Origin of the sequence: Vibrio sp. vnigr-6D03 (assembly GCF_002835515.1) — a bacterium.
Classification (GTDB): domain Bacteria; phylum Pseudomonadota; class Gammaproteobacteria; order Enterobacterales; family Vibrionaceae; genus Vibrio; species Vibrio penaeicida.
On sequence record NZ_PIZL01000024.1, the window covers coordinates 23,711 to 39,064 of the forward strand.

11 protein-coding genes are annotated in these 15,354 nt (G+C 46.1%); 9 read left to right on the top strand and 2 right to left on the bottom strand.

The window, feature by feature from the left end; genetic code table 11:
• Position 1 precedes the first annotated feature (1 nt).
• The gene (locus CW749_RS19740; RefSeq protein WP_101113998.1) at positions 2-4,822 is read right to left on the bottom strand and encodes an MG2 domain-containing protein; all 4,821 of its coding nucleotides are present in this window, start codon (positions 4,820-4,822) and stop codon (positions 2-4) included.
• Positions 4,823-5,183: 361 nt separating this feature from the next.
• Here CW749_RS19740 and CW749_RS19745 point away from each other — a divergent pair, with 361 nt between their 5' ends.
• From CW749_RS19745 to CW749_RS19765, 5 genes are all read left to right on the top strand, one after another.
• Positions 5,184-5,618: a rhodanese-like domain-containing protein gene (locus tag CW749_RS19745; RefSeq protein WP_101113999.1), complete on the top strand. Its 435-nt coding sequence runs from the start codon at positions 5,184-5,186 to the stop codon at positions 5,616-5,618.
• 76 nt (positions 5,619-5,694) lie between these two features.
• Entirely contained in the window at positions 5,695-6,165 is a 471-nt protein-coding gene (gene secB / locus CW749_RS19750) for a protein-export chaperone SecB (RefSeq protein WP_101114000.1), read from the top strand.
• 482 nt (positions 6,166-6,647) lie between these two features.
• Positions 6,648-7,697 (top strand): NAD(P)H-dependent glycerol-3-phosphate dehydrogenase, encoded by a 1,050-nt coding sequence (gene gpsA, locus CW749_RS19755; protein ID WP_101114001.1) that lies wholly within the window; start codon positions 6,648-6,650, stop codon positions 7,695-7,697.
• A 74-nt stretch (positions 7,698-7,771) separates the two neighbouring features.
• On the top strand, positions 7,772-8,593 hold the full coding sequence (gene cysE, locus CW749_RS19760) for a serine O-acetyltransferase (protein WP_101114002.1): 822 nt from the start codon (positions 7,772-7,774) through the stop codon (positions 8,591-8,593).
• Positions 8,594-8,714: 121 nt separating this feature from the next.
• On the top strand, positions 8,715-9,308 hold the full coding sequence (locus tag CW749_RS19765) for a DUF2913 family protein (RefSeq protein WP_101114003.1): 594 nt from the start codon (positions 8,715-8,717) through the stop codon (positions 9,306-9,308).
• Between the two features lie 28 nt (positions 9,309-9,336).
• Here CW749_RS19765 and CW749_RS19770 read toward each other — a convergent pair whose 3' ends face one another.
• A complete protein-coding gene (locus CW749_RS19770) occupies positions 9,337-10,944 on the bottom strand; it encodes a choline dehydrogenase (RefSeq protein ID WP_101114004.1) in 1,608 nt (535 codons plus the stop codon).
• Positions 10,945-11,289: 345 nt separating this feature from the next.
• On the opposite strand from CW749_RS19770, the gene dctP reads away from it, so the two are divergent.
• The 4 genes from dctP (at position 11,290) to CW749_RS19790 (ending at position 15,244) form a co-directional block, all read left to right on the top strand.
• Entirely contained in the window at positions 11,290-12,510 is a 1,221-nt protein-coding gene (gene dctP / locus CW749_RS19775) for a TRAP transporter substrate-binding protein DctP (RefSeq protein ID WP_174715134.1), read from the top strand.
• Between the two features lie 102 nt (positions 12,511-12,612).
• The gene (locus tag CW749_RS19780) at positions 12,613-13,140 is read left to right on the top strand and encodes a TRAP transporter small permease (RefSeq protein WP_101114005.1); all 528 of its coding nucleotides are present in this window, start codon (positions 12,613-12,615) and stop codon (positions 13,138-13,140) included.
• Positions 13,141-13,150: 10 nt separating this feature from the next.
• Positions 13,151-14,440: a TRAP transporter large permease gene (locus CW749_RS19785; protein ID WP_101114006.1), complete on the top strand. Its 1,290-nt coding sequence runs from the start codon at positions 13,151-13,153 to the stop codon at positions 14,438-14,440.
• Between the two features lie 45 nt (positions 14,441-14,485).
• A complete protein-coding gene (locus tag CW749_RS19790) occupies positions 14,486-15,244 on the top strand; it encodes an IclR family transcriptional regulator (RefSeq protein ID WP_101114007.1) in 759 nt (252 codons plus the stop codon).
• Positions 15,245-15,354 lie beyond the last annotated feature (110 nt).

The window sequence follows — 15,354 nt, forward strand, 5'->3', positions numbered from 1 at the left end:
CTTATGGGCGAATGGTAATAGATTCGATGGACCGATAGGGTTTATAAATCAGTTTTTCAGGCTGATACATCTTTTCCATAAAGAGCGCCGGCAGTGTCGAAACCCCCGGTGTTTCAGCACGTAAAACATAATTGATTCGGTAACGCTGCCCTTTTTTCATATTGGTTGAAGCAATCAATCGGTCGTTTCGATATTCCAACATGTCCCACTTACTGCTCTCAATCACCTTAGATGACTTTATGATGTCGGCGCTATTGGTAAATTGTGGATTTTCTAATACGAAGCCAGTAGGAAGGTACTCAACAATCAGCGCGTTATTGGCTTTCTCTTTTAGGTTGTAATCGACCGAAACAATTAATTTATCCCCTACTTTAAGAGGTTGCCCTTTGTAGATACTACCGTCTTCTAAGCGATAAGAGCGAAGAGCTTTATTGAAATCGATAGTGGAGTTCAAATAACTTGAATTGGCGAGCCCTTTTGTTGTCAGTTGAAGGAATACGGATTGATCACCCGCTAGAGATACTGAGCTTCCTACCGCCAGCAGTTCTTGCCCTGAACCTTGGCTAGATACTTTTCTATCGACATCATTTTCACGAATGAGCAACTCTACCGTTTCGTTGGTGTCGTTTTTTAAGGCGATCCCTGCTCTCACGAGTGCAATGCGTTCTTGCGTACTCAGATAGGATTTACTCGCCGACAGTTCCATGACTCGAATGGCAAGACGGTTCCTTAATTCAATCATGTCTGGGCTTAGCTTCATGACTTTCTGTACATCTTCGAGAATAGAAATCGTTAATGCGAGGTCACGAACATCGCTTCCATACTCGTAATAGGATATGCGGCTTCGCATCGTGTCGGATTCCGCCCATGACAGGTATTCTTCTCCCTGTTTGGTTTGTCCGTTGAGAAGGAATGCCCCACCTAAATGTGCCGCAGACAGCCTTGAAATTCCGTGCCTTGGGCTATCTTTTAACGTGGACTGTGTACTGTAGAGCTGTGCGTTATTCACTAAACCTGCTTTCGCACCTAACCAAAGCGCGTAGAAGTGGCTGGCATCGGTGGATTTGCTTGCGCCGATATAACGCGTTAGGTTTTCCAATGCTTTAGCGAGCATTTGTTCAGGAACAGCATCACTAAAGCGCGCGTTGGCTTCGAGTAAGTATTCCGTCACGTACATGCTTAGCCAAGGATCAGCAGAGCCATGTTTGCTCCAGAGCGAGAAACTGCCGTTGGCTTTTTGCATGGTCGACAATCGATTCATCGAATCTTCAATAATTTGACGAACAGGTTTGCCGTTTGCTGCCTTGGTTTTTACCTGATTAAGATCGCTGTCTTCAAACAACCATGGCATCGCCTTGCTGGTGGTTTGCTCTGCGCATCCGTAAGGGTAACGGAATAAATCTGATGCATGTTCAGCGAAATTCAGTTGTGGCGAGCGAGAGAAGGTCATTACCGCAAATTGTTCGGTGAAATCTTGGTAGTTCTTCCATAAATCCGGTGTTAATTCAAAAGACTCGTTTCCGATGCTTTCGGCATTTTCTGTATTTTCGGAGTCTTCTGCACTTTCCTTGCTTTTTGGCGTTAACGTTTTCGGCGTCAACGTAATCAGGGTGCGCTGGCTCACCATCGGCTGACCAATGCGAACAGGAAGGCTCCAATCGCGCTGTTGATGATATTGGCTATTGTCTTCGCCTTTTGCATCAATGGTTAGCTTGAGCGCAATCGTCTCTGAACTTGAGTGAATCTGACCCACTTCAAATGGAATAGGCACGCCTGTACGTTCTCCATCTTTAAGCGTGAATTCAAACTCTGAATCCCCAGGTAACGACAAAATGTCGTCTGCTGTAATGGAGGCTTTAATCGTCTGGTTTACACCCGAAGTGTTAAAGAGTTCCATATAGGTTTGGCTAGAGTCGCCTGGCGCCAAAAATCTCGGTACGGCAAGTTCAGCCACAATCGGTGCAGAAATGGTAACGTTCGATTCCGATTGTCCGAATTGATTGTCGGTAAATGCCATCGCAACGACTTGTGCCTGACCGTTGTAATCTGGGATATCTACCGTGATATTGGCTTCACCATTTTGGTCAAATTGAATCAACTCCGACATGATGGTGATGGTTTTACTTTCGACTAAATCATCTTTACTGACATTTAAATCGATTTCCTGATCACCACCGTAGCGATGGTGCGTGACAAAGGAGTCCGGTCTTGTCTGATACAAGCGCGAGTACAAATCAATCACGTCACCTTGATAGCGCCTGTGCGAGAAGAACCAATCCGCCATTTTAGGAGGGTGGTACTTGGCAAGGTTCACGATGCCTCTATCCATAAGCGAAAGTGTGACCCAAGCTCGCGTTTCCACCGCTTTATCGAGTTTCACTTTGATGGTGGCTGGCTCTAGAGGCAGTAGTTTCTCTGCATGTTCAATAGAGACGGGCAGTCGACGAGCTTCGCGATCCAGCATCACCGGGGCAACGGCAAAGTAGCGCCTCGGTAGTGCATTTCCTGATGGATCTTGATCGGTTGCGCTGCTGACCAAGGTCGCGGTTAAGTAAAGATCGTGGCGATTGGTATTTGGATCCAGTGCTATTTCAAATTGGTGCTGACCTGCAGTAATAGTGTGGCGTTGCTGCAAAAGAGACTGCCCGCCATCTAAGCTGAGCATTAACTCACCCACTTGTTTACTAAACATAGACACTTGAACCGTGTCACCAGCGTTATAGCGTTTCTTGTCTAACGTAAGGGAAAGCTGATCCGGTTTAACGGGTTGTTGAGCATTCCCTTCATTCCAACCAGCCCAAAATGGATAGCGTGTAATGGTGCCATCTTCGGTGCGAAGCGTCAGTCGGTAACGTCCCCAGTCAAGCTTAAGTTGAAGTGGCACAGATTGGTCGGCGATGGTATCAATTTGGTTCACCTCAACCGGTCGCCATTTATCGTCGCTGCGAATATCCCAGCCACTGCTTTCACTGTATACCCAGTAATAGCCGCCTGCATTGCGCTCTAAATGGTAATCGACTTTGCCAGCTTCCAATTGTTTTCCATCACCGCTCAGCAAAGCTATATGAAATTCTACAGAGCTGTACGAATCAATATCGCCTTGAGGGGCTTTAAGACCCGCCAATTTCTTCCCAGACCAAAGCTGGCGCTGCTGGCTGCGAGAGACACTCGCGCCTCCGGTTTCGAATAGCTCGAAGGTGAAGCGAGCGTTAACCGGCGATTTCATCAATGAGGATTTATATAATGGGAAGGTGAGTGAGTACTTGCCTTGGTCATCGAGTTTTATGTCATCAATACTCTCTACATCACGCCAATGTGAAATCGAGAAAGCTTGACCAACAAAGTAATCGCTATACTTCGTGTCGAAATGGTTCGTTGGTTGGTAATCCGTACGAATAGACACTCTGTTTTGTGCTGCAGGGGAGCCAAATAAGTATCGACCATCAAGGTTAGCGGTAACATTTTTTGCACCAAGATCAATGTCTTTGGGTAAATCGACGGTGAGATCCATTCTCTCAGGAACAAACTCGCTGACATTAAAGGTAAAGGTACTGATAGGCGTTTTGGCTTTCTTATGGAGCTTTATCTGAGCGACCCATTTACCCAGTGGCGCGCTGGTTGGAATGGCATAGTTGTCACTGTAGAAACCACTTGCAGCACTTGGGCTCAACCAACGGCCCGCCGCAATACTTTGATCTGGTTTTACGTATTCCACATACAAGCGATGGATATCGGGCGCCATCTCACCGTCTTGGTCTCTGGCAACAATATTCAAAGGAAGAGTGTCGCCAGGGCGGAATAAATCGCGGTTTGAATACACAAACGCTTCATGATCTTGATACTGACGACCAGAAACTTTGTAGTCGGACAAATCCAGTGGCATTTCACGCAGTGGCAGTACGCTCACTTCTGTCTCTTTCTTAACAAATAAGATATCGCCCTGTTTTACCTGATAGTCAAACTGTGCAAAGCCTTCTGTGGATGTACCCAAATCGGTTTTAGAACCATCGGAGTGATAAACCGAAATTTGGGCGTTTGTAACAGGCTCAGAGCTTGATAGCGACGACAGTTGAACCGCCAGATATTGTGGAAACACTTTGGTCTGAATACCAATGTCGGTCAGTGCTACTTGAATCGCTTTTTCGCTATCGTAACTGAAACTTCCCGTGGGCTTTACGATCAACAAATACCAGCCGCTGTCGAGTTCAGGTGGCAATAAGAGTTCTGAGTATTGAGTTTGGTTGGTTTTTGCTTTCTCAATATCAAAGCTCAATTCGGTAATCGGTTGAGTTGATTTAGTGAGTCGATTCAGTGCCCAGCGATCTGGCGACGCAGAATAATGGGAAGCATTGAGAAAACGGGCAGGGTCGCTGACTTTAAGAATTTCAACGGAGACCTGTTCAACGTTGGTTGTCGATATTGGAATACTGCGCTTTCCTTTGGAAGGCACTATCGGACCGCGCCCAATCACTTCTAGTGTCGGGTCTTTTTTGTGAATGGTCACTTTTTTGGTGGAAGAACCGTTGTATTTCAGATCGTGGTTGAGCGCTACAAGATAACCTTGCCCCACATCGATGTCGGTATAAATCAGCGCATTCTTCGCTTTATTGAGCTGCCAAGTGTCTGGAAGGTGAGCTTCTTCCCCTTTTTTCTGAATGGTGACCGCATCTTGAAACGGTACGACATCATCAAACTGCACTATGATTGCTGGCGCACCATTGTGGTTATAGCCACCAATATAGGAAATGGTTGTACTTCCCCAGCTGAGAAGCGACCAAAAGGTCAATGTCATAGCGAGTGTAAATTGGGCAAATCGTCTCATGGTGGTTCCTTTACCGTGATAGGTCACTAAAGAGAAAAGTCACTGAAAGATTGTTCGGTTGTTTTGATCCCAAGAAGTGTTTGAACTCTTGAGGAAATTTTGTGCGCTGACTATACAGTATCACAATCGGATTGTATAAATTTCAATGCATATGTCCTTGATATATCCATCAATTGTTAGTTTGGTTTATCGTTTTGGAAGCATTGTCAAAGTTGGGTCAGAAGCCCACGAATTGAGACCTTAAAGGTGAGCGCTGCCTCTTATTTCACTTCTTTCGCGCCCCCTTGTCGAATTTCCCCATCTTCAACGGTATACTCAGCCCTTTACAGACATCCGCGTAAGCGTTGCAAGAGCGTAGGACATGCAAGAATATTTAGATTTTATTTCCAATAATCCAATTTTAGCTATGGTGTGGGCAGGTATTGTTGTTGCACTCATCGCGAACATTGTGAAAAGTAAAACAGCCGGTTACCAAGAAGTATCGGCATCTGAAGTCACCAATATGCTGAACCGTGAAGACGGCGTTGTGGTTGATATCCGTTCAAAGGATGAGTTCAAGAAAGGGCATATTACAGGCGCAGTTCACATTTTGCCTTCAGATATCAAAAATGGTTCTACAGCGAGCCTTGAAAAGCATAAATCGAACCCAATCATTGTGGTATGCAAAACAGGTCAAACTGCGCAAGCAAGTGCGAATGAACTGAAAAAAGCAGGCTTTGAAAAGGTATACCTTCTGAAAAGCGGCTTGATTGCGTGGAATGAAGCTAATTTGCCACTGATTCGTGGCAAGAAGTAATTCACAGATACACAAACAGTTTTTAATGCTCTGACTGGGTCAGTCGGAGCAGTCAAATAGATTAAAGGATTTAGACATGGCTGAAGCAGCACCTCAAGAAGCTCAACAAAACTTTGCAATTCAACGTATTTTCCTAAAAGACGTTTCTTTCGAAGCGCCTAACTCTCCGGACATGTTCCAAAAAGAGTGGAACCCAGACGTGAACTTGGATCTGGATACTCAAAGCCGTGAATTAGGTGAAGGCGTATACGAAGTGGTTCTTCGCTTAACAGTTACAGTGAAAAACGCAGAAGAAACGGCTTTCCTATGTGAAGTTCAGCAAGGTGGTATTTTCACTGCTGAGCAAATGGAAGCAGGTCAGTTGGCGCATTGCCTAGGTGCATTCTGCCCGAACATTCTATTCCCATACGCTCGTGAAACGATTTCAAGCCTAGTCGTTAAGGGTACATTCCCTCAACTGAACCTAGCACCAGTGAACTTCGACGCGTTGTTCATGAACTACCTTCAACAGCAAGCGGCTGAAGGTGAAGGCGAAGCGCAAGCTTAATCGCTTTAAGTTGGCGCTCCAGAAAACTAGAGCGCTATCTATAAAATCCAATTCTTATGCACATCTGATCTCACGATACGATGTGCATTTTTATTGTATACCCAAGTCACCTCAAGATGCAGAATATGGGCTCCCAAGGGCGAGTTTAACTGGCTTTCATACTGCGTTACCGATTTTTGATTTAGAATCACTAAATCATCAAATCGGTGCCTTGTCTTAAAGACAGTTAAATCTCGCTGAACCAAGCATCTTGAGGTTACTTGGGTATATACCTGCTTTGTTTTTAGCGAATCGGTACTTTGTTTTTTGTAAACCGGATGCTGAAGGCGAAAGTGGGATTAGCAACATTTACAGAGCAAGCCCTGCATACTTTAGAGATCCACAAACCTTAGATGTCTGCAAACCCTAGTTGTCTGCAAATCAAGAGCGACATGCTAAAGTGACTTAGGTATGGGCATTCACGATACGTAACAGGTGAAACAATGACACACTCTTCAGCCAACCCAAACAGTACAAATAATAGCTACGGCAAAGAAATAGCCATGACTGTCATTGGGGCAGGATCTTATGGAACCTCGCTGGCGATTTCTTTGGCACGTAACGGAGCGAATGTCATTCTTTGGGGGCACGAGCCAGAGCATATGGCGCGTCTTGAATCTGACCGAGCCAATCATGTGTTTTTGCCTGATGTGGGCTTTCCGCCTTCTCTGATTATTGAAGACAACCTAGAAAAAGCCGTCCAAGCCAGCCGAGATTTGCTGGTGGTTGTGCCTAGCCACGTATTTGGCATCGTTTTACAAAGTATGAAGCCTTTCTTAAGGAAAGACTCACGCATTTGCTGGGCAACCAAAGGGTTGGAGCCAGAAACAGGGCGCTTGTTGAAAGATGTTGCCCAAGAACAGTTAGGTGAAGGGTACGCTTTGGCAGTGTTATCCGGTCCTACGTTTGCCAAAGAATTAGCGAAAGGAATGCCAACCGCAATTTCTGTTGCCTCTCCAGACAATGAATTTGTGAGGGATTTGCAGGAGAAAATCCACTGCAGCAAAACATTCCGCGTCTACGCGAACAGCGATTTCACGGGTATGCAGCTTGGTGGAGCCGTCAAGAATGTTATTGCGATAGGGGCTGGCATGTCTGATGGTATTGGGTTTGGTGCTAATGCTCGTACAGCGCTTATTACTCGTGGCTTAGCGGAAATGACACGCCTAGGTGCATCGTTAGGTGCGCAACCGGAAACGTTTATGGGGATGGCTGGGTTAGGCGATTTGGTCCTAACGTGTACGGATAACCAATCGCGAAATCGTCGATTTGGTCTTGCTTTAGGGCAAGGGAAAGATGTCGACACGGCTCAAGAAGAAATTGGCCAAGTGGTAGAAGGTTATCGCAACACCAAAGAAGTCTGGCTACTGTCAGAGCGAATGGGGGTTGAAATGCCAATAGTTGAACAAATCTATCAAGTATTGTATCAAGGAAAAGACGCTCACATGGCAGCGCAAGATTTGCTCGCACGTGACAAGAAATCAGAAGCATAAAGCGGCGCTGTACTTTGAATAATTGGACTTTGCTTAGATAAAACATCTATTTCAAGGATGATTGGAATACCACAATGAAGCTATGTGAAAAACAAAAGGTTTGGAAGGCGATAGTTCGTGAAGCACGAGAACTGTCAGAGCAAGAGCCGATGCTGGCGAGTTTTTACCACGCCACCATCATCAACCACGACAGTTTGGGGGCAGCACTGAGCTACATCCTCGCCAACAAACTGAAAACCGCCTCTATGCCTGCCATGGGAGTGCGCGAAGTGGTGGAGCAAGCGTTTAACTCCGATCCAGAACTTACCGCTTCAGCTGCTTGTGATATTTGTGCAACCGTCAACCGTGACCCTGCCGTTGCTATGTATTCCATGCCGCTTCTCTACCTCAAAGGTTTTCACGCCTTACAAGGATACCGCGTGGCTAACTGGCTCTGGAAACAGGGCAGGGTGGCGTTAGCCACTTACTTGCAAAACCAAATATCCGTTGCATGTCAGGTAGATATCCACCCAGCCGCTCAAATTGGAAGAGGCATCATGCTCGACCACGCAACCGGTATTGTTATCGGTGAAACCGCAGTAGTGGAGAACGATGTTTCCATACTTCAAGACGTGACATTGGGTGGTACTGGTAAGGAAAGCGGCGATCGTCACCCGAAAATCCGCGAAGGCGTTATGATTGGTGCTGGGTCAAAAATTTTGGGTAATATCGAAGTTGGAGAAGGCGCTAAAATTGGTTCAGGCTCGGTGGTTCTTCAACCGGTACCTGAACACACGACTGTGGCAGGTGTGCCAGCAAAAATTGTCGGTAGACCTAAAAGCGATAAACCTTCTCTCGATATGGACCAGCAGTTTAACGGGAAGTCTCAAACATTCATTGGCGGAGATGGCATTTAGCCAACGCGATGAAAAAGACCACTTGAGTATTCTTCGCTCAAGTGGTTTGATACGTTCAAGCGGCTTAGGTTTTGATCTTAAGCTCCAGAATTCTAATTATAAAATCAATAACGTCGGTTAAATGGAACACTCCCAATTATTTAAAACTCTTGCTCTGCATGCACTGCTGCATCTTCAATTTCAAATCCAGTTAAAGCCGCGTGTTGTCACGGGAACTCTGGCAAAAAACGATGTCCTCATTCGCTGGTTTAAACCCAAGTTAAAACTGAATAAGTACAAATCTATTCGTAAGCAAATCAAGCTGTTTGTTAATTTAAGCAAGCACTCTAACTCTAATTTGGAGCGTTTTTTAGAAGGCTTAGTGCTTGGTGAAGATGGGAAGCCAGGCTACCCACACCTGGATGGTTACTTATTGCTAATGAATGAGATCGAGAAAAAGCTGGGTACGACAGTCGTGTTATCAACACCCGAAGCGCTGGATTTGGATTTCAATAAAAACGGCAACTTAGTCGCCGTGTTATCTCAGGATCTTAACGCGCATTTTAACGATGCCAATCAATTGCAAACGCCCGTACCGATGCTGTTTCGCGGAAACTTAACCCATCGACATACGTTCCTTGGCAGCATTTACGCCAATAGCCAGTTTGACTATGACGTTGAGTACGAAGACGATAGTTTTATCCGTATTCTTCTCTCTGCCAAAGCGGAAAGCTAAACTTCAACACCCCCCAGTTTCTCTCAGCCTAGTGACCGTTATCCTCTAAAATCATGTCGGCTGCTTTCTCGGCAATCATGATGGTAGGGGCGTTGGTATTGCCCGATACAATGTCGGGCATCACAGACGCATCGGCAACGCGAAGCCCTTCAATTCCATACACTTTCAAACGGTGATCAACAACGGCCATGTCGTCTTTCCCCATTTTACATGTACTGGTTGGGTGGTAAATGGTTTGGCTATATTGACGGGCTGCTTCCAGCAATTCTTCATCCGATTGATATTGGCTTCCCGGAACATATTCTTCAATAATATGCTCAGATAGGGCTGGTTGTGAGGAGATGTGTCTCGCCATCTTAATGGCATCCACCACGACTTGTTGATCGCGCTCGTCCGACAAATAATTAGGCTGAATGATCGGGTGCTGGGTTGGATCGCGAGACTGAATTTCAACGTAGCCTCGGCTGTGTGGGCGAAGCTGGCATACGGAAGAGGTAAAAGCGGAAAAGGGGTGTGCTCCTTCTCCGGGCTTATCCGCGCTGAGTGGTTGCATGTGAAATTGGATGTCTGGCCGCTCAACTTGCGGATTGGATCGCGTAAATACCGTGACTTGGCTGGCTGCTAACGTAAGAGGTCCTGTGCGATTAAAAGCGTACTGCATCCCTACCCATATTCGCTTCAGAAGGTTATTGACCTCATCATTAAGCGTGCGTTGGCTGGTTTTAAAGACCAAGCGAATTTGTAAGTGATCTTGCAGATTTTTCCCAACACCAGGCAACGGGTGGATCAACGGAATGTCGAAGCGATCCAGTAGATCGCGATCCCCAATGCCTGAAAGCTGGAGTATTTGCGGTGACCCAATAGCACCGGATGACAGTATCACTTCTTTGCCAACCTTAGCGGTTATCTTTGTTTGGTGTTGCTGGTATTCGACCCCAACGGCTTTCTTATCTTCAAATACAATGCGGTGTACTTGCGAATGTAAAGCGACAGTAAGGTTCGGCCGTGAGAGTACAGGTTTTAAGAACCCTTTCGCCGTGCTCCAACGAAACCCTTTGTAAGCGGTTTGCTGAAAATACCCAACCCCTTCTTGGTGCTCGCCGTTGTAGTCATTATTTTCTGGAATGCCTGCTTGAATGGCCGCTTGGATAAAGTAGTCGGCAATAGGGCGCCGAAGCCGAAGATCCGACACTTTTAAAGGACCGCCTACACCGTGGTATTGGCTTTCACCGCGTTCTTGATCTTCCGACTTTTTAAAATAGGGGAGCACTTCATCGTAAGACCACCCAGTATTCCCGAGAGTCGACCACCGATCATAATCCTCAGCCTGCCCTCGTACATACAGCAAACCATTTAATGCACTGGATCCCCCGATAACTTTGCCTCTCGGCCACTGAAGTTGGCGTTGATTGATGCCTTTATCAGGTGAAGTCAAATAGCACCAATCCGTTTTGGGGTTGTGCATCGTTTTAAAGTACCCGACTGGAATATGCAGCCATGGGTTGTTGTCGTTACCGCCTGCTTCAATGAGTAAAACCGTGTTTTTCGGATTGGCAGAAAGCCGGTTTGCTAGCACGCACCCTGCCGAGCCTGCCCCCACCACGATGTAATCGTATTGTGTTTCCGATGTGCTCATCTCTTCACATTCCCTGTGTCTGTGTGACAGCGATTCTGCGTTTCTACGCAGAATATTCAATATATCTTAAATTTCATTTATTGAGACTAAATGGCTCAATTTTTTAAGTCAAGGGTTGTTTTTTTATTTTTTTGTGTAATAAATGAGCAATATTGAATCATAAAATTTAACATTTGCATGGAAGAAATATTGGGAATGTAAACAGATTCAATAGCTACAACAGCGTGTTACCCAAACGAATAACCACACGGTTATCAAAGCAAGGTAACCCTTTCTGTTTGTCGAAAAGTGGTAGTCAAAGAGCTGAGGTTTCGCTGTTCATCATTAGTCAATGGAGTGATAACCATGAAAGACGAAAAATTAACGCGACGTGGATTTATGAAAGTCTCTGCCCGTTATGGCGTGACATCAACGTTTATTGCTGCTGGCACATTAGGGGCGGGAGCGACTCTATCGCAGCTCGCTCAAGCCGCAGAGCAAACAACGAAAAAGCGCTATGCCGTTAAACCCAAATTCCAGCTTAAGTTTGGTGCATCTGGATTTAACGAGAAGAACCTGGATATTCAAAAGTCGGGGCAGCTGTTCTTTGCCAAGGACCTTGAAGCGCGTACAAATGGCGCGATTCGGGTTGAGTTTATTGGTAGCAATCAAATTTGTGGGCAAACCAACTGTGTGAAAAAAACTCAGCAAGGCATTGTTGATATCTACTCTGCCTCCACGCAAAACTCGGCCGGCGGTGCGCCTTATCTCAACGTTCTCGATTACGCCTACATGTTTCCGTCGCGGGCGGCGCAGTATCACTTCTTCTACAGCAAAAAGAGTGAAGCGTTACTGCGAGAGCCGATGAGGAAAAGGCATAACGTCCAGTTTTTGTTTACGCACTGCGAACTCAGGGGGATTCAACTTGGGCTCAAATGGCAGGACAAACCAACGGTAACCTCTGTCGATCAACTTGCCGGAACTAAGAACCGAGTTACAGGTACGCAACTTGGTCGGATTGCTATGGAGTTGATGAACCTAAACCCTGTTCCTATCGCATGGGAAGAGACCTTGGATGGTCTAAAGCAAGGTTTGATTGATGGGGCAGAAACGTGGATGGGTGCGGTGGCATACGCGGGAATGGCCCCTGTGGTTTCGCAGTGTGTAGACCTTAAATTCTTTTGTGGTACAGAGCATACGGCAATGAATCTTTCCGTCTTCGATAAGTTGGGTTCAGATTTGCAAGATGCAGTGATGGAGTCGGCGTATTTAGCGCAAATATACACACAAGGTATGAATGAAGCGGGCTTGTTCGACATTGTTGGCGCAACCAATCCACAGAAACCCGACACCATTTTTGCGAAAAATAACGTTCGAGTTGCGACGTTGTCCGATGCTGAACTGAGAAAAGCGGAAGAAATGTGTTCCCCTGAGTTTAATCCAAAACCTTGGGAGGCATGGCGCGACCGTTTAAACAAGTGGTCTGGTGGTCATGATACCTATCAAGAAATTTACGATATTGCTCGTGAGATCCCCAAAGACATGGCCGCAGTGAATGTTGAGCCACAGCGTTGGTGGCAGAGCTAATAAGAATAGGGTGGTGCAGCGGTTATTGCGGCACCTTTCCTACCCTAAACCTTGAGGTCACTTGGGTATATCAAGCATAAATTCAGATAACAGGATAGGGATATGACGTATCTTCGAACGCTTTTGGGTTGGCTGGACAAAAACACGGAAAAAGTGATTATTCTGATCACTTACATCTCGATGGCGGGGATTATTTTTGTCGAGGTGATTCGGCGTTTCTTGTTCAATCAGCAGGTTCCGTGGAGTACCACCGTTCCTGTCTTGCTCTTTTTGTGGGTGACGTGGTTTGGCGCCTCTTACAACATCAAGAAACGCACTCACTTGGCGCTGACTGAAGTTCGGTCTCGGTTGCCATATCGAATGCAGTTTTATTGTTTTGTTTTGGATGCAGTCTTATGGATTGCGTTTGCTGTGATAGTCATTTACTACACCTATCAACAGACTTGGCTGGCGTATGACAATTTCGCCATTGTAGGGGGCACCGATAACGTAATGGAATGGTGGTTTTATTTGGCGACGCCATTGGCTTGGGGGCTGATAGTGGTTCGGGTGCTTCAGAATTTGAAGCAAGACATTGTTCGCTATCGAAATAACGAACCGTTTGTGCTGCAAGCATCATTATTGGATTAAGGGAGGAATCATGGATAACGCAACACTTATTACCCTTATTTCAATCGGTGTAACGATTTTGTTTTTGCTGGGGATTCCGATTTTCTTGGTGATTGGTTTCTGGGTCGTTGGATGCAGTCTCGTCATCGATTTCACTCTTGCAAACGTGGGTGTAACCCTATTTGAAGGGTTGAGCTTTTTCGGTTTACTGGCCCTGCCTTTGTTTATACTAACGGGCGACCTGATCAATGCAGCTGGTATCGCCAAGCGCATGTCGGACTTTGCTTATTCAATACTGGGCTGGGTTCGTGGTGGACTAGGAATGGCCACCATTGGTGCATGCGGAATGTTCGCTGCTATTTCAGGATCGAATGCGGGGACCACGGCAACAATCGGTTCGATCATGCAACCTGAAATGGCAAAAAACAAATACGATGAACGCTTTGCAGCAGCCACCGTCGCTGCGGGAGGCACGGTGGGCATCATTATTCCACCGAGCATTATCTTTATCGTTTATGGTTTTCTGCTCGACTTATCCATCAGTGATTTGTTTATAGGCGGTATGCTACCAGGCATTCTAATGGTGATTGCCATGCAAGTAACCTGCTACTTGGTTAGCCGACGCAATAACTGGGGAGACATGATTCGATTCGAACCAAAACGAATTGTTCGTGCTGGCCTTAGAGCGTATTTAGGTATTCTAGCAATCGGGATTGTGATTTACGGTATATATTCTGGAACGTTTTCACCAACAGAAGCTGCAGGGGTAACAGTTGGTTTTTGTTTGATTGCGGGTGTCTTGGTGACTCGCCAAATAAAGCTTTCTAAGTTGCCTGAAATCTTGCTTCGCTCTGGGCAGATTACGGGCATGTTAGCCCCGCTGATCGCGGTTTCGGTTGTTATGCAGCAAATTCTCTCATTATTGGGTGCAGGAGAAGTCGTGAATGGCTGGATGTCGAACATTGGTGACCCAGTCTTTATTTTGTTGGCGTGTATGTTCCTCGTTCTTATGGCGGGCACTGTGCTAGAAAGTTTGCCTAACACCATCATATTGGCACCGATTTTGGCACCAATAGCCTACAGTGCAGGCGTGGATCCCATTCACTTTGCGGTGGTTTTCCTTGTCGGCGATGCCATCGGGTTTATTACTCCCCCATATGGGCTTAACTTGTATGTCGCCAGTGGTATGACGGGTATACCGTACTTCACGATTGTGCGTCATGTTCTACCATATTTATTCGCATTGATGATTGCTTGGCTTATCATTGCTTTCTGGCCACCGCTGTCGACATTCCTATTGCAATTTGGTGGTGCTGGTTAGGCTAATAAATCTAAGCAAGCTAAGGCTTTAAAGAGGGGAAAATACATGGATGAGGAACGGCATTCTTACCCTACCATCATGCGCGGATTTGTGGTGTTGGAGAGAGTGGTGCAAGCACACAAGCCAATATCGACAGCAGACTTGATGGATGAACTCGGTTTAGCCAAGCCGACACTGAACCGAATACTTCAGCAGTTAGAGGAAGAAGGTTTAGTGGAGCGTGAGCCCGTTAGTCGGCGTTATATACCTAGCTTACGTGCACGTGCATTTTCGAGGAGCATCATGTCGAATCATGCATTAAGTGCGCCTCGACATGCGATCTTAAAAGTATTGTCTCAAGAAGTTGATGAAACGTGTAATTGCACCATGTTAGATGGCGATCACACCGTTTACTTTGATCGCGTTGAAGCTAATTGGCCGTATCGAATTCAGCTTCCTGTTGGGTCTCAGCTCCCCCTTCATTGCACGGCAAGCGGGAAAATGCTGCTTGCTCATATGAAGCCTAAAGTTCGAGATAAGCTAATCAATGCAACACCATTGAGATCTTATACGTCATTCACGCTTACTGATCCCAGCGCTTTGTTGGAAGAGCTGGAGAAGATTCGTCATGAGGGGATTGCATTTGATCGGGAAGAATTTATGGAAGGCATGGTGGCAATTGCTGTACCCGTCCGGGATCAGAGCGGCAGCGTGTGCTTCACTGTCTCTGTTCATGCCCCTAAAATTCGTAAGACGTTGGAAGATTTACGAATGTATCTCCCCTTTCTGAATAAAGCCGCTACTGCTTTGGCTAGGGTCTATTGACCTTTCGAGATGATTTTTGCAGCAATTTGTGGGTTTTTTATACAAGGCAGAGCTCGTTCGGTGTAGTCGCTCTACATCAATGAGTGATAACGCAGTAGAAATAAGCCACA

Coding starts and splice junctions, on each gene's coding strand:
- cysE (WP_101114002.1), top strand. CDS start 7,772: ATGAAGCTATGTGAAAAACAAAAGGTTTGGAAGGCGATAGTTCGTGAA.
- CW749_RS19765 (WP_101114003.1), top strand. CDS start 8,715: ATGGAACACTCCCAATTATTTAAAACTCTTGCTCTGCATGCACTGCTG.
- CW749_RS19740 (WP_101113998.1), bottom strand. CDS start 4,822: ATGAGACGATTTGCCCAATTTACACTCGCTATGACATTGACCTTTTGG.
- secB (WP_101114000.1), top strand. CDS start 5,695: ATGGCTGAAGCAGCACCTCAAGAAGCTCAACAAAACTTTGCAATTCAA.
- CW749_RS19745 (WP_101113999.1), top strand. CDS start 5,184: ATGCAAGAATATTTAGATTTTATTTCCAATAATCCAATTTTAGCTATG.
- CW749_RS19790 (WP_101114007.1), top strand. CDS start 14,486: ATGGATGAGGAACGGCATTCTTACCCTACCATCATGCGCGGATTTGTG.
- CW749_RS19770 (WP_101114004.1), bottom strand. CDS start 10,944: ATGAGCACATCGGAAACACAATACGATTACATCGTGGTGGGGGCAGGC.
- dctP (WP_174715134.1), top strand. CDS start 11,290: ATGAAAGACGAAAAATTAACGCGACGTGGATTTATGAAAGTCTCTGCC.
- CW749_RS19780 (WP_101114005.1), top strand. CDS start 12,613: ATGACGTATCTTCGAACGCTTTTGGGTTGGCTGGACAAAAACACGGAA.
- gpsA (WP_101114001.1), top strand. CDS start 6,648: ATGACACACTCTTCAGCCAACCCAAACAGTACAAATAATAGCTACGGC.
- CW749_RS19785 (WP_101114006.1), top strand. CDS start 13,151: ATGGATAACGCAACACTTATTACCCTTATTTCAATCGGTGTAACGATT.